Genomic DNA, 20,407 nt, shown 5'->3' with positions numbered 1-20,407 from the left:
TTTAATTTCCTTAAAAGAATATCCCATATAAAACCTGATAATTGTAGTTCACCCTTCCTTATTTTGACTTTCGTCTATTAGACTAATTGAAATATCATTTGGCTTTCATTATTTTTAAAAAACGTGTGCAATTACAAAAAATCACATATGATTTCTGCGTGAAATCGCATGTGATTTTACTTTTAAAGACTTGTAAGCACCTCTGAAGTAAACGTGTTAGCATGTCTCTCTTAGGTCATTTTTTCATTTCTCTTCAGTATTCTCTTCAAGTTAGCTTCGTAATGGTTCCAGTCCTCAGCCTTGAATTCATATGTTGAGAGTTCATCGGAGATGGCGTGTAACTTTAGGAGCAAAGTATGGACGAGTTTTTGTATCGTAATATCTTCAAACCCAAGCTCTTCTAGGGAAGCCATTTTGTCTGGAACGATTTTAGGGTATTCATATTTTGTAGGCATTCCTTTTACTGCGTGCTCATAAAACTGACGTATGAGTTCGGCTCTGGTCGAACCACTTCCCCTGACAGCCATATATATTTGGACTGCTACTCCGCCACGCAATCTTCGTTGGGAAATCCCCGCAAACTTTTTCCCAAAGATACTTAGGTCGTAACGGCCTGGGCAATAGGACTCTTTTATTTCACCATCAACGATTTGACCGGACTCTCCACCCCCAAGCTCTTCAAGCAATGATTTGGTGAGTGCAACCATCAGTTCATAGCCGTAATCGATGGACATGGTTTTGCTATCTTTAAGCATGATAGACAGGTTGAGGACTTCTTCATCTAATACTACTGCTAAACCGCCTGAGTTTCGGACGATGACGTTATAGCCTTGATTTTTCAAAAATTGAATGCCGTCTTCAACATGTGGCAATCTGCTGTCCTGTATTCCTAATACAATTGTCTTGTCATGAACCCATGTCCTCGCTATACCCCAGTCTGGTTGTTCTGCTACAATTCGGCAGAGTGTATCGTCATAAGCGAAGGACTGCACGGGGTTCATACCTAGTCCTGTCAGGGATTGATCTATGATATACCAGTGTTTTCGAAACAGTGGCAATTGTTGCTGTTTCATGCCTTTTGCTCCTTCTGATTCATTTTCTTCAAGAGTATATCATAAATTGGACAACCTTACCTTTGCAAATGTGGGGTGAATCGTTGTAAAATACTCGTTAGTGATTCAATACAAGCTATAATGCAGTGACATTTCTGTTCATTGCATTGCTTCAATATAGAAGGATGTGGTTTAGGATGGCAAACGAATTTCGTATTTGTGATGAATGCCAGGCCACGAATATAAAAACATTAGTACCGCGTTTGAAAAAGCTGGATCCTGAGGCTGAGATTAAGATTGCTTGTCAGTCATACTGTGGGCCAGGGCGAAAAAAGTCATTTGCCTTTGTTAATGACCGCCCCGTTGCTGCACCAGATGAAGATCAGCTACTTGAAAAAGTGGAGAAACGAATGAAATAATGTGGCCTGCCTTTGCAACGATAGATACATGAGCGTGGAGCTATTCCTGATTTTAGTGGGAATAGCTTTTCTTTTCGGATGAGGCTTACCAGCCGCCCGCGGAAAGTGAAGTAAGGGCAAGACCCTGCAGTGCGAAGCTCGAAGCGGCTTGCCGACTTCTCCACGGCAAAGAAGACACTGCGAAGAATGAGCAGATGACGCACTTGTACCTTGCGTGAAAGCGAAGTAGACTGTAGTTTGTTCCAACAAACCTGTTATCATGATAGTTGTTTTTATTGGGAAGAGTTTTGTCGAAAAATAGTGCGCCCATTTTGTCATATTTACTTATTTTTTGCCATATGTTCCCTTTTAATATGCTGAGCATTTAGTATAATGAAAGGAACGAATGAAGCTACTATATGGTGAAGAGAAAGGGGGAAGGTCATGGCTAAACGTTTTGGTGTTCTGGAAGAGGAAAAGGTTTTTAAAGACCCAGTTCATAGGTACATACACGTTCGTGATGAGTTAATTTGGGAGTTGATTGGAACGAAGGAGTTCCAAAGACTGCGGCGGATTAGACAACTTGGGACTACGTACTTAACATTCCATGGCGCTGAACACACGCGGTTCAATCATTCTCTTGGCGTTTATGAGATTATGCGCAGAATGGTAGAAACGATTGAACAGGACATGGCATGGGATTCAGAAGAGCGTCTCGTTTGTCTTGCTGCAGCACTTCTTCACGATATAGGTCATGGCCCCTTTTCCCATTCCTTTGAAAAGGTTTTTCATACAGATCATGAAGAGTGGACAAAAGGAATTATTTTAGGGGATACGGAAGTGCATAACGTCCTTAAAGTAATGGGCGAGGAATTCCCGAAAAAGGTGGCCGATGTCATTGCAAAGACTTACCATAACAAGCTGGTCGTTAGCTTAATCTCCAGCCAAATTGATGCAGACCGTATGGATTATCTCCAAAGGGATGCTTTCTACACGGGGGTTAGTTATGGTCACTTTGATATGGAGCGGCTGTTAAGGGTGATGCGACCTACGGAGGACCAGGCCGTATTTAAGCATAGCGGTATGCATGCGGTTGAGGATTATATTATGAGTCGTTATCAAATGTACTGGCAAGTGTATTTTCACCCTGTTACACGTAGTGCGGAAGTTATTTTAAGCAGAATTCTTCACAGGGCAAAGGATTTATATGAGCAAGGCTATGAGTTTAAAGATAAGCCAAAGCATTTTTATTCCCTCTTCTCTGGAAAAATCACGTTGGGGGATTATTTAAAGTTAGACGAGTCTGTCATACTTTATTATTTCCAAGAGTGGCAAGAGGAAGAGGATCCTATTTTACAGGATCTTTGCCGTAGGTTTATGGATCGTAAACTTTTCAAATACGTAGAGTGTGACCCTAGTGAACAAATGAAAATATGGCCTGAATTAATTCAGCTTTTTAATAAAATCGGGCTCGACCATAATTATTATTTGGTGATCGATTCATCTTCCGACCTTCCATATGACTTTTACCGTCCAGGAGAGGAAGAGGAGCGTGTCCCTATTAATTTGTTAAAGCCTAACGGTGATTTACGAGAGTTATCACGGGAATCAGATGTGGTGGAGGCTATATCAGGTAAAAAGCGGACAGATCACAAGCTTTATTTTCCAAAGGACTTACTAGATAATCAGCAGACCTTTGCAGAAGAGAAACAACGAATTTTGAAGCTGCTCATGGCACAGGAGGGGTAATGAAATGTTAAACGAGCATGCTAAGCTATTAGCTGTCTTTAAGCAAACTGGGGAAATTGTTGGGCGAAAAAAGCTGCAAAAGCTTATCTATATTGCGAAGAAAATGAACTTTCCTTTTTTTGAAAAATATCAGTTTCACTTTTATGGACCCTACTCAGAAGAACTAAATCTCCGCATGGAGGAGATGTGCCACCTCTCTTTTGTAGAGGAAGTGAGAGAGAAAAAGGCGGGGTATTATCAATATCGTTATACGCTATCTGAGCAAGGGGACGAGTTCCTTAATTTATCTAACTATGAATTGCCGGAAGAAAAGGGGATTTTAAATGAGCTCAATGAGCAAAGTGCTAAATTCCTTGAGCTAGTTTCGACTATCCTTTATTTTGATGATCTTCCTAAGGAGGAAGTGGCGGATAAGGTCTATACATTGAAGGCAAAGCAGAACTACACGGAAACTGACCTCGAGGAAGCTTATCAGTTTATTGATAGGCTAAAGGCGTCTTCCCAAGGGCAGGTTAGTTGAATTTCAATGTAAATAGAATTTGCTTTTAAACACCGCAATATTTGCGGTGTTTTTTTGATCCTAAAAAACACAAAACTGTCGAAAAGAGGATAGGTTATCGACAGTTTTGAAGCTCAGAAACGCAAAACTGTCGAAAAGAGCAAGGAATACCGACAGATTTGAAGCTCAGGAACGCAAAACTGTCGGTAAGAGCATGGGTTACCGACAGTTTTGATGTTAGAAAACACAAAACTGTCGAAAAGAGGATAGGTTATCGACAGTTTTGAAGCTCAGAAACGCAAAACAGTCGATAAGAGCATGTAATAACGGCAGATTCGTAGCTCGAAATTGCAAAACTGTCAATAAGAGCAATCAATCTTCGCCCCCCACCCCCCTATACGCAATATGCACAACCGTTGTTAGTTGATTTCTGTATATAGTTTTAAAAGGGGTAATAACTCTTAAATATCTACAAAAATAAACAGACCAATCCAGTTGTTGAATTGATCTGATTAATGAAGTGTTATTTTTGATTATGTCTCCCAAAACAAAAACCAAACTGGTTAACCTAGTAACTGGGCATTAAATTATGAATCGCTCGGACGCTTTCCAGCAACACCAAAATTAGCTGGAGACATTTCCTCAATGACAACTGATACTCTTTCTTTTGGAGCGTTAGTTGTTTCTGACACTGCTTCAGTTACCTTTTCCACAAGTGCTCTCTTTTGATCATCTGAACGTCCTTCTAGCATTTTTACAGTTACGATTGGCATAATAAAAGACCTCATTTCATTTTATATTATTTTTTATTAGGGTACATTATACGGTTATTACTAATATACTGGATGTTTTTATACGTGACCAGTGGTATCCACCAGAATATTGTATTAATAACCCTTTGTCAGTTTCTCCTATGTGCATCTGAAAAACTAGATATGATAAACTAAATGGGGAATGACGAAACTAGACTACATGTATACACAAATAATTAGATTCAAATATAATTAACTAACTTGAAAGTGAGGTTTTCATCATGGATTTGTTTGATGAATATAAAAAGAAAAACAGTAAACGAGGGCAAGGGTTCAATATATTAAGCTCTGACTCTAATGATGGGCATGGTGGATACGGTGCAGGAACGCTGAATTTGAATAACGTATCTCCTGTGTTTATTGATGTGAATGAAGGAGAGGCATTTGTTGATATGGGCGCGCTTCATGCCCGCAGCTCTGTAGAAAAAGGAATTAAGTTTTTAAAAGAAAAAGATCAAGTTCCAAATGGAAAGCCTTACTGGCTTGTATGGGTAACTGTAGATCACATTAATGGAAAGCCGGCATATAGTGGTGTCGCTGCATGTGAACTAACAGTTGACCGAGAAATTCGTCGTGGCTATAAAAGCTTGCCTGAGCATGTAAACAATATGGATAAATCCCTTAAAGGGAGAATTATCGTGGACCAAATGGACGAAAAGTCAAAAGTAGTTTTAAGGAATTACTTAAAGGAATTTAACAATGACATGTGGGATAACTCTTCTGATCAATTAAAAGAAGATTTGGGAATGTAACGGAGGGCTAAATGTGTCTATTTTGTGAACAGGTTAAAAATTACTTTAGAGGTCTTGCGAAAATGTGCCTTAATGAGTAAACTTAAATTCGACACACACACTAAGATAGACTAAGACAAAAAGGCAGGCGAAGGAGTTTAAATTCCTTCGCCTGCCTTTCATTTTGATAAATACCAGTTTTTGTGGCCGATGATCAAGGCACTTTCGCTTTTCGGTTCAAATAGGTTTCAAAAAAAGTATTTTCTTTGAATTAATGTCTAGCTCCAGTGCCTATCAGCCCAAGAAACTTCCTTCACCTCGTCTACGATAAGTCAACATCAACTCACTACGTTCGTTGTGTTTCCTTTATCTCACGATAGCTTCTTCGAATTAACTACTCCAACTAGCGTTTACATCACGAGTAAGCTACGAGTTGCCTCGACGGATAAACTCCAGAGTGTTACTAGCAGAGGAAGAGGCAGTTTTTGTGGCCGATGACCAAGGCACTTCCGCTTTTCTAATCTACTACAACGACATTGTCTGGTAACTCGGGATCTCCGCCAATCCAATCGAAAAAGCGATCTAACCATTTTTCTTTTTTCTCTTCTTCTGACTTTTTATTAGGGTCTTTCGGTTGCTCTTCCACCTCTTCCTCTATATGCTCAGTGCAATATTCCGTAGGTTGGGTTCCCACATAAAAGAGGGTAGGGCGACTTACAGGACAATCATCTGTTGCCAGCATTCCCGTTTCAGGATTAATATCTACTTCTATCACATTATCAGTCGTTGGAAAAGGGAGTTTAACTTCACCTTCTAAGGCATCATGCATAAATTTAGCCCAGATTTCCTTCGTATGTCCACTCATTCCTTCTAGGCGTTTAGGGTTGTCATATCCAACCCAGACTCCAGATAGAAGCTGAGGCGTATATCCTATCATCCAACTATCATTTTCAGTAGTTCCACTTTTTCCTGCAATTGGCCGGTCAAAGTAACCAGACACACTGCTTCCAGTAGGATTTGCTATCCCTTGCACACGTAAATTTGGTTCAAATACACCTTCCATCATATTGGTCATAATTGCCGTTAACGAAGGATCTAACTCCTGTATTGGCTCATTGTCGGCTTCATATAAAATATCTCCATCTCTATCAACTACTTTTGTAACAAACTGAGGTTCTACAACGTATCCACCGTTAGCGAAAGGACTATAGGCGTTAATGATCTCCATTACACCAACCTCAGATGAGCCTAAGGAAACAGCAGGAAACGCAGAATTCATCGGACTCTCAATTCCAAACCGCCTCACTGTTTTTTCTAAGGTGTCAAAACCAAGTAGAAAATGAGTTTTCACAGCAAAAATATTATCTGAAACAGCTAATGCCTGTAGCATTGTAATATAATCATCTTTATATTTGTCATTAAAGTTTTCAGGCTGATATGGCTCCTGTGCACCTTCATATAAAAAGCTAGTGTATTCGCTTTTTAACATGGAGTTAGGTCTCATACCATGTTCTAAGGCAGCGTAATATAAAAATGGTTTAATCGTAGACCCTGGCTGCCTGTTTGCCATCGTTGCTCGGTTGAATCCACCTTCTGTATAATTAGTGCCCCCAATCATTGCTTTTACCTCACCAGTTCGAGGGTCCATTGCAACAAATGCGGCCTCTAACTCTTCTTCGTCCCCAATTTGACTGAAAAGGGCGTCCTCTGCTTTTTTCTGCATGTCTGGGTCTAGGGTGGTGTGTACTTCTAGCCCTCCTGATTCAATGACTTCCTCGCTTATATTCAGTTCATCTGTTAAAAAACTTCGAACGACATCTTGAAAGGCAGGTGCTATTTTCCTAGCATTATAATCTTCATTTAGTGAAAACTCGAGTGGTTCGTTTGCATACTCTTGTCGCTCCTCTGATGTAATAAACCCACTCTCTACCATCGTGCTTAATACAACTTGCTGGCGCTCTATCGCCCGCTCTTCGTTTACAAATGGGGAATATATATTTGGTCCTTTTGGAATGCCTGCCAATAACGCTGCTTCAGCATGGGTTAAATCTTCTGCATGTTTTTGAAAGTAAACATTCGCAGCTGCTTCAATTCCATAGGCACCATGACCGTAATAGATTGTATTTAAGTACCCTTCTAATATGTCTTCTTTCGAATAATGAAGCTCTAGTCTTAAAGCATAAAGTGCTTCGTTTAACTTTCTTGTCCATGTTTTGGAGTGATCTAAATAAAGGTTTCTTGCATATTGTTGTGTAATAGTACTTCCACCTTGTGCCATGGAGTTAGCCCTTAAATTCGCGACTACAGCACCACCAATTCGGTAAAAATCTAGTCCGTAGTGATCGTGAAAGCGCCTGTCTTCTATTGCAAGGGTGGCATCGACAATGGCATCGCCCATGTTTTCAATTGGGATCCAGTGGCGATTTTGTCCATGGTGGAACTCACCTATCACTTCATCATTCTTGGAGTACAATACAGTAGTTTCAGGAACAGATAATGATGGAGGTTCCAGTTGATATGCATATGTGACAACGGCGGCTATTGCGCCGAGGGTTATGGTAATACAAAGTATGAATGCTTGGAATAGCCTTTTTAGCTTGCGCTTCCTCTTTTTGCGATAAGCTCTTCTAGTCAATACCTCCACTTATGTCACCCCTTAAGTAAATCGTGCTCGAATTGAATAAATTTAGAGTTATTACCACAGTTTTCCACAACCACTACTTGGATATACTTGTATAAAAAACATTTCCTATTTTTCCAACGATGAATTATAATTCTCTTGTTACACTGAGACTGGATAAAATGAATAGCTTCCGCTGACAATAAACTGGAATGGATAATATGTTTTATAACTAGTTCAGAGTGAAAGATAGAAAATAGAGGTGATTGGAATGGAATTTTGGTATACAGAAAAGCAAACGAAGGATTTTGGGATTACAATGCGTGTGAAAAAGACGTATCACAGTGAGAAAACGGATTTTCAACAGTTAGACATGGTCGAAACTGCTGAGTTCGGTAACATGCTGCTTCTAGACGGAATGGTGATGACGACGGAAAAGGACGAGTTCGTTTATCATGAGATGGTGGCTCACGTGCCTTTACATACTCACCCTAATCCTAAGCATGTTCTTGTTGTAGGTGGCGGAGATGGTGGCGTTATTCGTGAAATCTTAAAGCACCCAGAAGTAGAAAAAGCGACGTTAGTAGATATTGATGGGAAAGTTATCGAGTATTCGAAAAAGTATCTTCCATCTATCGCAGGTAAGCTAGAAGACCCACGAGTAGAAGTGAAAGTTGGGGACGGCTTTATGCATATTGCTCAAAGTGAGAATGCATACGATGTAATTATGGTTGACTCAACGGAACCAGTAGGCCCTGCCGTGAATTTATTTACAAAAGGTTTTTACGAAGGCATTTCTAAAGCGCTAAAGGAAGACGGATTGTTTGTTGCGCAAACAGATAACCCATGGTTCCATCAAGATCTAATTAAAAATGCATATCGTGATGTGAAGGAAACGTTCCCGGTAACGCGCCTATATACTGCGAATATTCCAACATATCCAAGTGGACTTTGGACATTTACGATGGGATCTAAGAAACATGATCCATTAGAAACTCCGAAGGAACGATTCACAGATATGGAAACGAAATACTACACACCAGAAATTCACTTTGCATCTTTCGTTCTACCGAAGTTTGTGAAGGATTTGACGGAATAAGGGGGCGCACCAATGTTTTTCGATGATGCTTATTCAGGAAAAGTATTTATTATGGGAAATGGCTCCTATGAAAAAAGTGATGTCGTCATTTTTGGCATGCCGATGGATTATACTGTAAGCTTCCGCCCAGGATCTAGATTCGGTCCGAATAGAATTCGTGAAGTGTCTATCGGATTAGAGGAGTACAGCCCATATATGGATCGACACCTAGAAGAAGTAAACTTCCATGATGCAGGGGACATGCTTTTGCCGTTCGGTAATGCAGCAAAGAGTATCGATATGATCGAACAATTTGTGGACAAGCTCCTAGATGATGGAAAATTCCCTCTTGGACTTGGGGGAGAACATCTTGTATCTTGGCCGATCATTCGCTCCTTTTTTAAAAAATATGATGACTTAGCTATCATTCATATTGATGCTCACGCCGATTTGCGAGAACAATATGAAGGGGAGCCATTATCACACTCCACGCCTATTAGAAAAGCATGTGAGTTAATCGGGCCAGAGAATGTTTACTCCTTTGGTATCCGTTCTGGTATGAGAGAAGAATTCCAGTATGCCAACGAATCAGGAATGTATATGGCAAAATACGAGGTAGCTGCTCCTTTAAAGGAAGTGCTTCCAAAGTTAAAGGGACGACCTGTCTATGTCACCATCGATATTGATGTACTAGACCCAGCAGCAGCCCCAGGAACAGGAACGCAAGAAGCAGGCGGAATCACATCAAAAGAACTTCTTGAAGCAATCGTAGCTATTTCAAATTCTGAGATTAATGTTGTAGGCTGTGACTTAGTAGAGGTTTCTCCTCCTTATGATGCTGCGGACCAAACGGCTATCGCTGCAAGTAAATTCGTGCGAGAAATGCTTCTTGGCTGGACAAAAAAATAATAGAGCGCTCAAATACAGAGGCGGGTACATGAATGTTTTTAATCATTGAGAATACGAACCAAATAGAATAGTGATAACTGCTATTCGGAAATTTACTTATTGCCGTTCGTATTTTCAGTGAAACATGATATGACCTAGCCTCTTTTTGCTATAAAAAACTTGAAGGACCTCGTCTGTTTCAAAGAGCATATTTTTAGGGTAGACTTCCACCTGAGGTTGTTTCAACAAACCTTATTTCAAGGTAGACTTATTCAGAAACAAAGAATGATTTTTTCATAGGCTAGGTAGAAATTCTATCTAAAAAGGTTAGGCTTGAAGAAAAAGGCCAAAATTCGATATAATACATAGGTTACTAATGAAAAGGCGGGGATGTTATGAATTCCAATGGAATACCCGTAATGATTGAAATGACAACAATTATTAAAGACGGTTCACAAAAAGATACTAATTCGTTTTCTACTAAAGGACATATGTTTGAAAAAGGTAGGGCAGTATTTCTTCGTTTTCTCGAGCCTATAGAAGGTGACGAAGCAGAGACAGTTCAAACTGTTAAAATACAAGGTAATGAGATGACCGTGTTACGTAAAGGAGCCATCTCCATGAATCAGCGATTTATACCGGGCACGACTACTGAGGGAATGTATCAAAGTCCGTACGGTCCAATGGCTATGCGCACAAAGACAAAGGATGTCTTGTTTGATTGGAACGAACGCACAGGAAATAGTGTTGGCAGTGGTATGATCCGTTTACGGTACAGTCTTCAGCTGCAAGGATCAAAGGCGGGAGATTATGATATGCGTGTAAAAATAAAGGAGGATGAAATGCAATGAGCCAAGTGGAACAGGTGAAGGAACAATTGAAGCAGGAAATTGTGTCGGCTGTCGTTGCAGCTGGACTAGCAACGGAAGAGGAAGTTCCTGCAGTCGTCATTGAATCACCAAAGGATAAGGATCACGGTGATTATGCAACAAATATGGCAATGCAGCTAGCAAGAATCGCGAAAAAAGCACCAAGAATGATTGCTGAAGATATTGTAAAGCATTTGGATATGGGACGTGCCAGTGTAGAGAAGGTAGATATTGCGGGACCTGGATTCATTAACTTTTTCATGAAGAAGGATTATTTAGCAAAAGTAGTGTCTACAGTCTTGGAACAAGGTGAGAAGTTTGGTTCTACTGATTTTGGACAAGGGAAGAAAATCCAAGTGGAGTTCGTTTCCGCAAACCCGACAGGAACACTTCATTTAGGACATGCCCGTGGAGCGGCAGTTGGTGATTCTCTTTGTAATATATTACAAAAGGCAGGATACGATGTGGCACGAGAGTACTACATTAATGATGCTGGTAACCAAATTGATAATTTGGCCACTTCTATTGAGGCTCGCTACTTCCAAGAGCTAGGTGAAGATCGTCCGATGCCAGAGGATGGTTACCACGGTCAAGATATCATTGGTTTCGCGAAAGAAATCGTGGATACATATGGAGACCGTTTTAAGGATCAATCAAGCGAAGAGCGTCTAGCATTTTTAAAAGAATACGGCTTAAAGCGCGAGCTCGATAAGCTGCAAAATGATTTAGGGGACTTCCGTGTCCGCTTTGACAACTGGTTTTCAGAAACCTCCTTGTATACGAGTGGGAAAGTTAAGGATGTTTTAGAGGAGTTGGATCGTCGAGGTGAAACGTATGAAGAGGATGGGGCACTTTGGTTCCGCTCCAAGACTTACGGTGATGATAAAGACCGTGTTCTTGTAAAAAGCGATGGATCTTATACGTACTTGACGCCTGATATTTCTTACCATAAGGATAAGTTTGCCCGAGGATTTGAGGAGCTCATTAATATTTGGGGAGCTGACCACCACGGCTATATTCCTCGTATGAAAGCGGCAGTTCAAGCCCTTGGCTATAGGGAAGACCAATTAAGTGTCCAAATTATTCAGATGGTGAACCTGTTTGAAAACGGCGAGAAGGTGAAGATGAGTAAGCGTACAGGAAAGGCTGTTACAATGCGTGAGTTGATGGAGGAAGTGGGTATAGATGCAACCCGTTATTTCTTTGCTATGCGTGCTGCAGACACTCATCTAGATTTCGACCTAGATTTAGCTAAATCACAGTCAACGGAGAATCCTGTTTATTACGTTCAATATGCGCACGCCCGAATTTGTAGTATGCTGCGCCAGGCGGCAGATGCCGGTTATGACGTGGCAGCGGCTTCCCCTAGCGAGTTGAATTTAGATCTCTTGAAGTCTGAGAAAGAGCTTGATTTGATGAAAAAATTAGGTGAATACCCTGAAGCGGTGACGGATGCGGCGAAGAAGCGTGCTCCTCACAGAATGACGAACTACGTATACGAGCTTGCCCAAGCACTTCACAGCTTCTATAATGCTGAAAAAGTAATTAACGAAGATGATGCAGAGCTTACGAAGGCTCGCCTTGCCCTAATGGAAGCAGTACGCCTGACTATTGCAAATGCCCTTGACTTAGTCGGTGTAGTAGCTCCTGAAAAAATGTAATATCGTATAAGTAAATATTAGTTATGTCCGCAGAGATAGTGATTTCTGCGGACTTTTTTGGTTGATTGAAAGCCGGTCTTTTTGTCGAACTGCGGACTGGGTAATGAAGATTTGTGAAACTCAGTCCGCATTAATGGAAAATGCGGACTGAGAATTGAGATTGATGGTAACTCAGTCCGCAATATTAGAAAATGCGGACTGAAAATTGAGATTGAAGGTAACTCAGTCCGCATTAATGGGAAATGCGGACTGAAAATTGAGATTGAAGGTAACTCAGTCCGCATTAATGGGAAATGCGGACTGAAAACGGGGATTGAATGAAACTCAGTCCGCAATATTGGGAAATGCGGACTGAGAATTGAGATTGATGGTAATTCAGTCCGCAATATTAGAAAATGCGGACTGAAAATTGAGATTGAAGGTAACTCAGTCCGCAATATTGGGAAATGCGGACTGAAAATTGAGATTGAAGGTAACTCAGTCCGCATTAATGGGAAATGCGGACTGAAAATTGAGATTGAAGGTAACTCAGTCCGCATTAATGGGAAATGCGGACTGAAAACGGGGATTGAATGAAACTCAGTCCGCAATATTGGGAAATGCGGACTGAAAACAGAGATTGAATGAAACTCAGTCCGCATTCCTTAAGCATATAGCTCTCAACATAATATGAGTCTAAAGTTGGATTTTCTAATTAACTGAATGATTACCATTCTTTTAGAAGAAAATACAAATATTAGGAAACTATACGAAACAACGACAAAATTGAGTCGAATCAAAGACAAACCAAAGACAAACCAATGAAGAACCACGATAAACCAACATCGAATCAAAGACAGACTAAAGAAGAAACAACGTCAATCTAGCGAGGAACCCGCACAAAACAAGTCAAACAAAGACGAATGAGCGACGAACCAAGTCAACCAGCCACGAACCAGCGACAAACCAACTAAGACAAATACCAACAAAGATAATTAAAAGAGGTCTTGCCAATGGAAAAAAACAAGTACAGAAAGGATGGCGGTCAGAATCAACCCCGTCGACGTATAGTTGTATCTAATTCATTAGCTACTAATTCATTAAGTTATAAAAAACCACTAATGGTAGCTTGGTGGTCCTTAGCCTTTCCTGGTTTTGGACACTTCTTGTTAGGAAACCACTTATTCGGTGTCATTCTTGTTGTTTTTGAATTTTTAATAAATACCCTAAGTGGATTAAATACAGCAATTTATTTTTCGATGCTCGGGGATTTTCAGGAGGCTAAAGAAGCGATTGAGTTAAAATACTTCTTTGTTTACATTCCCATTTATATATTTGCCGTATGGGATAGCTACAGAAAGGCAATTGAGTTAAATATGGATATCGAACTCACAATTACAAGCAAAGAGAAGTTCAATATTAATCCGTTTCATTTGTCGATTCTAGAAGTCAATTCCTTAAGAAAAAAGAATACAGCGATGACTTTGCTATGGGCTTTCATTATGCCACCGATGTTGTATATCTATATTCACCGTTTTATAACACTTGTGTTTACTGCAATTTGGTGGGGAGCGCTATTATATTTTACTAATATCATGGAGGCAGTTTACTATAGTGCAATTGGTGAGTTTTCCAAGACGAAGGAAATATTAGATCCACAGTGGGTATTAAATCTTCCATCTGTTTATACATTCACAATTTTTGACGTACATACGAAAGCAATTGAAAATAACAAAATGTATGAATTGGAAATGATACATCATCTTAGAAGTACTTATCAAGAAGGAAGCTTGGAAGACTTATTTACATAAAGTAAGGGAAGTTTAGGTGATAGTAGTGTATATTATTGCGTCCTTTGAGTACTCACCATACTTAGAAGCAACGTTGAAAAAGCTAGAGGAGAAAGAAATTAAACAAGACCAGGTAATAGCCCTCCCCCTTGATAGGAGGTCAGAGGAAAAGCGCGTGTTGGAAAGTGTTAATTTATCTGCAGGATCAAGTGGCCTAGATTATGCTTTCTTTTTAGGACTTATCTTTATGTTGCTCGGAACGATTTACGGGTTTGTGTTAACGATGGGACCAGTAATATGGGGTTTAATTGGCTTGGCCATCGGCTTTTTAACAGGAATTCTGGTTGAAAAATTTATAAAGAACCGCAGAATAAAGAAAAGAAAGAAACTAAACATGAACACGGCAGAGGTTTTCCTGGCAATCAATTGCAAGTTGGAACAGAAGGAAACGATTGAAAAGATTTTATTAGACAATGGTGCACTCGCAATCGGACACTATACTAAATAAGCTGGGCATGAAATACTGCAAACTGCAAAAACTACTTTACAAGGGAACAGATAAAGTAAAGTAAGACACTATGTCGGAAAAGGTGATTGCATGCCGTGGACAGTGAAAGATGGAAAGGCAAGAATATTCTATGAAGTGGAAGGCCAAGGTCCTGCAATTGTCTTCGTGCATCCACCAGGAATGGGGCATGTAACATTTAGAAGGCAAAAGGATGAACTCAAGAAATTTTATACTGTAGTTGCTGTAGACCTTAGGGGTAATGGGCGGAGTGGTATGGACAAGCGGCCATTAACGATGGAGACGGTGGCAGAAGATGTCATAAGAGTGCTCGATAACTGTGGTATTGAAAAAACATATGCATGTGGCTATTCAAATGGAGGATCTGTCGTACAAGAGTTGGCGATATCCTATCCAGAGCGGATTAAAGGGATTGTTCTCCTTGGAAGTTTTCCAGAAGTAAATAGTTTTCTTTTAAGAAACGAATTCAAGCTTGGGATTTGGGCGATGGAGAACAAACTGATGGGTCTCCTATCCAATGTCCTTGCAGGTGCCCATGAGTGGAATCCAATTAAAATGTTTCAGCTTTCCTCCTACATTAAGCAATCGAACCCAGAAATTTTAGAAGCATATTACCGTATGGGACTTGAATATGAATCGACTGAGCGATTAACGAAGGTAACTTGTCCAGTCACCCTTATTTATGGGGAGCGGGACGATTATGTTCATCATTATCGTCATCTCTTTAAAAAATATGTTCAAGGTCCAGTTACAGTGATTCTAGTCGGAAATGTTGCCCACCAGACGCCAACCAAAAAGGGAAGCGCCATAAACCAAATCATAAAGAACTTTATTAAGGATACAGAAAGAAACCCAAGTCTAGCTTAATTAATGGCTTTTACTGGCGAACTGTAAACAAGCTATTTTGTGAATAACCACATGAGCTTTCTAGCAAAAAAACACATGCGATATCCACCCGAAAAACACATGCGATTTCATTTCACAGTTGGAATGAATAGCATGTGTTTTTCTACAGCAGTATTTGACTAAATTAAACCGGGCAGCTCATACCCGGTTTTTTTGAATGGAACGACCATTCAACTCACCCACGAAGCTGAATCTGAATCGGTTGGATTACGGCACGCACTCATCACATATTAAGTTTTTAGAAGCCTAAGTCCATTTAGTATAACGAGAATAGTACTGCCTTCGTGTCCGATGACGCCAAGGGGAAGGCTCACTTGCTGAAAGAAGTTACCGATAATTAATAAGACAATGACGGACATGGAGAAAACTAAATTTTGCTTCACGATACGGTTCATACGCTTTGATAATCGTAAAGACAAACGGATTTTGTCTAACTCGCTTTTCATTAAAACAAGGTCGGCCGTGTCAATAGCGACGTCTGTTCCAGATCCCATGGCAATCCCAATATCTGCTTTGGCCAATGCAGGGGCATCATTGACACCATCGCCCACCATAATGACAGAGCCGTACTTCTTCTTCAGTCGCACAACTTCTTCTACTTTTTGTTCCGGTAAGCTTTCGGATATCCAATCATCTACACCTGCTTCTTTGGCAATGGAAGCGGCCGTAGCTTCATGATCACCGGTTATCATAATGGTTTTCACACCAGCTTTCTGCAGCTCCCTCAACGTTTCTTTAGCATCTTTCCTAATTTGATCTTTAATAGCAAAAGCGCCAACCACTTCATCATTTACAGCTGCGTAAACAATGGTTTTTCCTTCTTCTTGGCGGTTCCGCTCCCACGCTTTCCAGTCTGACGGGTATCCCACTATATTTGAACGCTTCATGAAGGCGATGCTTCCAAGTAGCCATTTGTCGGAGGCAATTTCTGCTTGAACCCCATACCCAGTGACATCCTCGATTGTTAGTACTTCAGGGAGCTGCTTCTCCGTTTCCTTCTGGCAAAACTTAAATATTGCTTTTGCCAAAGGGTGGTTTGATTGATGCTCTACCGCTGCCACGGCTGCAAAAATCTCGTCTGATGCTCTCTTATCGGTAAGGATCGAGTCTGTTACTTCGGGTTGACCTTTCGTGATCGTTCCTGTTTTATCAAAGGCGATGGCGTTCGCTTTCGATAGCTGTTCCAAATACATGCCACCTTTCATTAGCACGCCGTTTCGTGCCCCTGTCGAAATGGCAGATAGGAGGGCGGGCATAACGGACGCCACCACGGCACACGGGGACGCCACAACCAGCAGGACCATGGCCCGATAGAAGGTTTCTTCAAATCCCCAGTTAAGAAAGGTGTATGGAATAACGATCATCAAGGCTACCATCATCAACACCGTAATGACGTACGGGCCTTCAATTTTTTCAATCCACAGTTGTGTCGGTGGGCGCTCGGATTTTGCCTGTTGGACGAGCTGAATCATTTTTTGAAAAAGGGAGTCGGCATTCTTTTTCGTCACTTCTACTGTCATGGAACCTTTTCCGTTAATGGTTCCGTTAAAAACTTGGCTATCGTATGTCTTCGTCACAGGTACTGCCTCTCCAGTAAGGGCAGCTTCATCAACGGTCGTCTCCCCATTGATTACTACTCCATCAACTGGAACTCTCTCTCCAGGACGAATCAGCACCCTGTCCCCCACTTCAATCGTGTCCACAGGGACGGTTCTCGCGTTTCCAGTTTTCTCGTCAATAAGGTTAGCTTCTGCTGGAGCCATTTCAATCAATGCAGACAGGTCCTTCTCACTTTTTTGGAAGGTATAAGTCTCCATCGCTCCACTCAATGAAAATATGAAAATAAGAATGGCGCCCTCGTTCCAGTAGCCGATATAAGCGGCGCCAATAGCAGCGAGGATCATTAATATTTCTACATTCAAGGAGCGATCTTTCACAAGGTCGAGGACACCTTCCTTCGTCTTGTAGTATCCTCCAATTGCATACGAAAGTAAGTAAAGTGTAATGGCGCTACTCCCTGCCAAAGCTGTTTGTTCTGCAATATATCCGGCAAGGAGGAATATTCCCCCAAGGAGCGCGAAGAGTAGTTCTCTATGTTTTGATGCGCCTGTCGCTGCTACGTGACAGCATTTAATAAATGTTGACTGATTTGTTTTTGCTTTTGCTTGTTTGTTTGATGAAGGCTGTTGTGCTTCTTGTGTACGAGGTTTAGGTAAGCCCATGTGATCATCTCCTTTTGAAAAACTTGAATGATGCTGCTTTTTCGATGGTGATTTTCTTAAGTGAAACATTAGAAAATCATTTTTTAGCTAATCAGAGGCAATTGCTCATTCTTATTGAGAATTAGAATCATAATCATTACCCCTAAAAAGCAGAAAATGCTGCCACCCAATGGTGACAGCAACTTACATATAGACTGATCAATCTGTTTGTTTCAAACTATTTAATTTAAAATTCTTGGCCTGGCTTTGCTAAATTATATGCAGTTAAGCTATAGTGCTTTAACTATTTTATGAAAAATTGATGAACGTTATTTTCATATGTTATTTATTTGTTAGTTATAAATCTATACCCAATTTGGCGGGAAGTCAATCCTCATTAATTAATTTTATTTTGTTGGTCAAAAAAGGGGTGGTACTCTTTTAGTTTGTGTAGTTCAGGGGGCGTCTGCGGACAAAACTTGATGGAATTAATATGAAAATGTCCGCAGCAATAGGATCTGTGGACAAAACTAGACGATAAAAGCATTGAAATGTCCGCAGTCCAAGGCTCAGCGGACAATACGCAACAAGAAAAGCAGTTAAATGTCCGCAGGCACTAGATCTGCGGACAAAACGCAACGAGAAAAGCAATGAAATGTCCGCAGCCAAAGTCTCAGCGGACAAAACTAAAAGAGAAAAGCAACGAAATGTCCGCAGTCCAAGGCTCAGCGGACAAAACTAAACGAGAAGAGCGTCAAAATGTCCACAGGCACTAGATCTGCGGACAAAACGCAACGAGAAAAGCAGTTAAATGTCCGCAGGCACTAGATTTGCGGACAAAACTACAAGAGAAAAGCAATGAAATGTCCGCAGCCAAAGTCTCAGCGGACAAAACGCAACGAGAAAAGCAATGAAATGTCCGCAGGCACTAGCTCAGCGGACAAAACTAGATGAGAAAAGCAATGAAATGTCCGCAGCAGTCCCCACCTCCTCATCTCCCCAAAAATATAAACTTCTGTTGCGAATATATTGTCCATCCCGTATAAATGGAATTAAGGTTCATATTTAGTCGGATAGCGAGTGATTTGAACCAACTACCAACCATCAACCACCAACCAACCCAAGATACCTTTAGATGTAGAGCAACCTAAAAAGGAGGTATGAATAATGACAATTCAAGTTGCAGGGGTGCAAATGCGCTCCATAAAAGGGGAAGTGGAAAAAAATCGTGAAAGGGCAGTAGAACTAATAAGGGAAGCTGCGTCACATGGTGCGGAACTAATCGCCCTGCCAGAATTATGGGTTACAGGCTATGGGATTGGGACAGATTTGTTCAGCAAACTTGCGGAAAAGCAAAATGGAGAAACCATCACATTGTTTCAAAATCTAGCAAGAGAGCTTCAAGTCGTTCTTATCGTTCCTTTTCCAGAAAAGGTAGAAGCTGTGGGAGAATTTGCTCTTGCTCAATCAAACGAAAACGACCTTGAGCAAAGTTTTGAAAATATCTTTATTTCTGCAACGGTGATTGATAAGGATGGTTCACTTTGTGGCGTTTATCGCAAGTCCATGCTGTGGGGGGCGGAAAAGGGAACGTTCACTCCTGGACAGAGATCCTACCCAATTTTTGACACAGCGGTTGGAAAGATTGGGGTCCTCATCTGCTATGATGTGGAATTTCCCGAGACATCGAGAGTTCTTGCTTTAAGTGGTGCAGATCTCATCGTTGTCCCGTCAGTCTGGAGCTTGGAGGCAGAGCAAAGATGGGATATTCAACTGCCGGCGCGGGCGTTAGATAACTCTTTGTATGTGTTAGGGGTAAACGCCGTGGGAGAAGGGACTTGTGGAAAAAGTAAATTCCTAGATTCAAAAGGGAGGATCATGCAGGAAGCATCGAGAGGCTCAGAAGAAGTCATCTATGGAACTATTGATAAGCAGCAGCTCATAAAAACACGAGAGGATATTCCTTATATGAAAGACTATCCAGCAGATTTTGCTCCTGTTAATATCGGCCATTCAGAAGACAAAATGAAAGGAGCCTAAAATGTTGCAAGACAATAATGACAGTAATGACAATAGTGGAAGTTAAAAGGTGAACTGGTAAGAACAAAACGTTCTTGTCCGTTCACCTTTTTAATGTGTTATTTGAGCCCGGGCAGCCTTTACATATGCACGCGCTGATTTCGTACTTAGTTTGCTTTCTTTTGAATGCAATATTGCGCTTTCGCCTTTTCGGACTTCTTCACGTATATTTTATAAATGTGATTCACCGCACCGTACCCAACACCAGCCTGTGAGGCATTTGACCTTGACACAACTCGGTATTTTATTGAGCCCGCCTTTAGTTTATCCGTAACCCGATAATAATCATCCATTTTGAAAGTAGTATACACCAAAGCTTTTTTAGTAGAAAACAAATATTCGATGAAATCAACGATGGCTGTCACAAAATCCCCCCTTCGCTAGTTAGTACTTACGAATATTATATATCTATTAAATCGAACCAACCACAAAACCGTTTGAAAAAAATGAATTTTCTGAGGAATACAAGTTGTATTAGAGAATATATATTTAAACGACTACTTTATTTCCATAACACCTAAGTCACATGAAAAAATTAGAATTGATAAACAAATATGGGCGTTTCTGTT

At 40.8% G+C, this 20,407-nt stretch carries 18 protein-coding genes; 12 read left to right on the top strand and 6 right to left on the bottom strand.

The window, feature by feature from the left end; genetic code table 11:
- Window positions 1-230 precede the first annotated feature (230 nt).
- Window positions 231-1,073, bottom strand: a complete 843-nt coding sequence (locus BW724_RS21485; protein WP_088077113.1) for a lipoate--protein ligase family protein — start codon at window positions 1,071-1,073, stop codon at window positions 231-233.
- A gap of 176 nt (window positions 1,074-1,249) precedes the next feature.
- On the opposite strand from BW724_RS21485, the gene BW724_RS21480 reads away from it, so the two are divergent.
- The 3 genes from BW724_RS21480 to BW724_RS21470 all read left to right on the top strand — a co-directional run bounded on the left by BW724_RS21480 (window position 1,250) and on the right by BW724_RS21470 (window position 3,719).
- Complete coding sequence (locus BW724_RS21480; protein WP_088077112.1) at window positions 1,250-1,471, top strand: YuzB family protein; 222 nt, start codon at window positions 1,250-1,252, stop codon at window positions 1,469-1,471.
- A 423-nt stretch (window positions 1,472-1,894) separates the two neighbouring features.
- Window positions 1,895-3,199 carry an HD domain-containing protein gene (locus BW724_RS21475; protein ID WP_088077111.1) on the top strand — a complete coding sequence of 435 codons (1,305 nt, stop codon included), beginning with the start codon at window positions 1,895-1,897 and terminating at the stop codon, window positions 3,197-3,199.
- 4 nt (window positions 3,200-3,203) lie between these two features.
- Window positions 3,204-3,719: a YwgA family protein gene (locus BW724_RS21470; protein WP_088077110.1), complete on the top strand. Its 516-nt coding sequence runs from the start codon at window positions 3,204-3,206 to the stop codon at window positions 3,717-3,719.
- Between the two features lie 566 nt (window positions 3,720-4,285).
- Here the strand turns inward: BW724_RS21470 and BW724_RS21465 are convergent.
- The gene (locus tag BW724_RS21465) at window positions 4,286-4,471 is read right to left on the bottom strand and encodes a 2-hydroxymuconate tautomerase (protein WP_088077109.1); all 186 of its coding nucleotides are present in this window, start codon (window positions 4,469-4,471) and stop codon (window positions 4,286-4,288) included.
- Window positions 4,472-4,731: 260 nt separating this feature from the next.
- On the opposite strand from BW724_RS21465, the gene BW724_RS21460 reads away from it, so the two are divergent.
- Window positions 4,732-5,262, top strand: a complete 531-nt coding sequence (locus BW724_RS21460) for a YwhD family protein (RefSeq protein ID WP_088077108.1) — start codon at window positions 4,732-4,734, stop codon at window positions 5,260-5,262.
- A 496-nt stretch (window positions 5,263-5,758) separates the two neighbouring features.
- On the opposite strand, the gene BW724_RS21455 is transcribed toward BW724_RS21460, so the two are convergent.
- Window positions 5,759-7,885, bottom strand: a complete 2,127-nt coding sequence (locus BW724_RS21455) for a transglycosylase domain-containing protein (protein ID WP_088077107.1) — start codon at window positions 7,883-7,885, stop codon at window positions 5,759-5,761.
- 247 nt (window positions 7,886-8,132) lie between these two features.
- On the opposite strand from BW724_RS21455, the gene speE reads away from it, so the two are divergent.
- The 4 genes from speE (at window position 8,133) to argS (ending at window position 12,357) form a co-directional block, all read left to right on the top strand.
- Window positions 8,133-8,960, top strand: coding sequence for a spermidine synthase (gene speE, locus BW724_RS21450; RefSeq protein ID WP_088077106.1), 828 nt, complete (start codon window positions 8,133-8,135; stop codon window positions 8,958-8,960).
- Window positions 8,961-8,972: 12 nt separating this feature from the next.
- The gene (gene speB / locus BW724_RS21445) at window positions 8,973-9,848 is read left to right on the top strand and encodes an agmatinase (protein ID WP_088077105.1); all 876 of its coding nucleotides are present in this window, start codon (window positions 8,973-8,975) and stop codon (window positions 9,846-9,848) included.
- Window positions 9,849-10,222: 374 nt separating this feature from the next.
- Window positions 10,223-10,678 (top strand): YwiB family protein, encoded by a 456-nt coding sequence (locus BW724_RS21440; protein WP_088077104.1) that lies wholly within the window; start codon window positions 10,223-10,225, stop codon window positions 10,676-10,678.
- On the top strand, window positions 10,675-12,357 hold the full coding sequence (gene argS, locus BW724_RS21435) for an arginine--tRNA ligase (RefSeq protein ID WP_088077103.1): 1,683 nt from the start codon (window positions 10,675-10,677) through the stop codon (window positions 12,355-12,357). Before BW724_RS21440 ends, argS begins: the two co-directional genes overlap by 4 nt.
- A gap of 17 nt (window positions 12,358-12,374) precedes the next feature.
- Here argS and BW724_RS23380 read toward each other — a convergent pair whose 3' ends face one another.
- Window positions 12,375-12,998, bottom strand: coding sequence for a hypothetical protein (locus tag BW724_RS23380; protein ID WP_140355054.1), 624 nt, complete (start codon window positions 12,996-12,998; stop codon window positions 12,375-12,377).
- Between the two features lie 351 nt (window positions 12,999-13,349).
- Between BW724_RS23380 and BW724_RS21430 the strand changes: the two genes are divergently transcribed.
- From BW724_RS21430 to BW724_RS21420, 3 genes are all read left to right on the top strand, one after another.
- Window positions 13,350-14,147 (top strand): hypothetical protein, encoded by a 798-nt coding sequence (locus BW724_RS21430; protein ID WP_088077102.1) that lies wholly within the window; start codon window positions 13,350-13,352, stop codon window positions 14,145-14,147.
- 16 nt (window positions 14,148-14,163) lie between these two features.
- On the top strand, window positions 14,164-14,634 hold the full coding sequence (locus tag BW724_RS21425; RefSeq protein ID WP_140355052.1) for a hypothetical protein: 471 nt from the start codon (window positions 14,164-14,166) through the stop codon (window positions 14,632-14,634).
- Window positions 14,635-14,724: 90 nt separating this feature from the next.
- A complete protein-coding gene (locus BW724_RS21420) occupies window positions 14,725-15,519 on the top strand; it encodes an alpha/beta fold hydrolase (protein ID WP_088077100.1) in 795 nt (264 codons plus the stop codon).
- 269 nt (window positions 15,520-15,788) lie between these two features.
- Here the strand turns inward: BW724_RS21420 and BW724_RS21415 are convergent, their stop codons facing one another.
- A complete protein-coding gene (locus tag BW724_RS21415; protein WP_088077099.1) occupies window positions 15,789-17,780 on the bottom strand; it encodes a heavy metal translocating P-type ATPase in 1,992 nt (663 codons plus the stop codon).
- Between the two features lie 1,146 nt (window positions 17,781-18,926).
- Here BW724_RS21415 and BW724_RS21410 point away from each other — a divergent pair.
- On the top strand, window positions 18,927-19,799 hold the full coding sequence (locus BW724_RS21410; protein WP_088077098.1) for a nitrilase-related carbon-nitrogen hydrolase: 873 nt from the start codon (window positions 18,927-18,929) through the stop codon (window positions 19,797-19,799).
- A gap of 146 nt (window positions 19,800-19,945) precedes the next feature.
- Here the strand turns inward: BW724_RS21410 and BW724_RS21405 are convergent, their stop codons facing one another.
- Complete coding sequence (locus BW724_RS21405) at window positions 19,946-20,203, bottom strand: hypothetical protein (RefSeq protein WP_088077097.1); 258 nt, start codon at window positions 20,201-20,203, stop codon at window positions 19,946-19,948.
- Window positions 20,204-20,407 lie beyond the last annotated feature (204 nt).

The sequence above is a fragment of the Litchfieldia alkalitelluris genome, assembly GCF_002153425.1.
GTDB lineage: Bacteria > Bacillota > Bacilli > Bacillales > Salisediminibacteriaceae > Evansella > Evansella alkalicola.
This window is presented reverse-complemented; position numbering and strand designations above follow the sequence as displayed.

Coding starts and splice junctions, on each gene's coding strand:
- BW724_RS21485 (WP_088077113.1), bottom strand. CDS start 1,073: ATGAAACAGCAACAATTGCCACTGTTTCGAAAACACTGGTATATCATA.
- BW724_RS21480 (WP_088077112.1), top strand. CDS start 1,250: ATGGCAAACGAATTTCGTATTTGTGATGAATGCCAGGCCACGAATATA.
- BW724_RS21475 (WP_088077111.1), top strand. CDS start 1,895: ATGGCTAAACGTTTTGGTGTTCTGGAAGAGGAAAAGGTTTTTAAAGAC.
- BW724_RS21470 (WP_088077110.1), top strand. CDS start 3,204: ATGTTAAACGAGCATGCTAAGCTATTAGCTGTCTTTAAGCAAACTGGG.
- BW724_RS21465 (WP_088077109.1), bottom strand. CDS start 4,471: ATGCCAATCGTAACTGTAAAAATGCTAGAAGGACGTTCAGATGATCAA.
- BW724_RS21460 (WP_088077108.1), top strand. CDS start 4,732: ATGGATTTGTTTGATGAATATAAAAAGAAAAACAGTAAACGAGGGCAA.
- speE (WP_088077106.1), top strand. CDS start 8,133: ATGGAATTTTGGTATACAGAAAAGCAAACGAAGGATTTTGGGATTACA.
- speB (WP_088077105.1), top strand. CDS start 8,973: ATGTTTTTCGATGATGCTTATTCAGGAAAAGTATTTATTATGGGAAAT.
- BW724_RS21440 (WP_088077104.1), top strand. CDS start 10,223: ATGAATTCCAATGGAATACCCGTAATGATTGAAATGACAACAATTATT.
- argS (WP_088077103.1), top strand. CDS start 10,675: ATGAGCCAAGTGGAACAGGTGAAGGAACAATTGAAGCAGGAAATTGTG.
- BW724_RS23380 (WP_140355054.1), bottom strand. CDS start 12,998: ATGCGGACTGAGTTTCATTCAATCTCTGTTTTCAGTCCGCATTTCCCA.
- BW724_RS21430 (WP_088077102.1), top strand. CDS start 13,350: ATGGAAAAAAACAAGTACAGAAAGGATGGCGGTCAGAATCAACCCCGT.
- BW724_RS21420 (WP_088077100.1), top strand. CDS start 14,725: ATGCCGTGGACAGTGAAAGATGGAAAGGCAAGAATATTCTATGAAGTG.
- BW724_RS21415 (WP_088077099.1), bottom strand. CDS start 17,780: ATGGGCTTACCTAAACCTCGTACACAAGAAGCACAACAGCCTTCATCA.
- BW724_RS21410 (WP_088077098.1), top strand. CDS start 18,927: ATGACAATTCAAGTTGCAGGGGTGCAAATGCGCTCCATAAAAGGGGAA.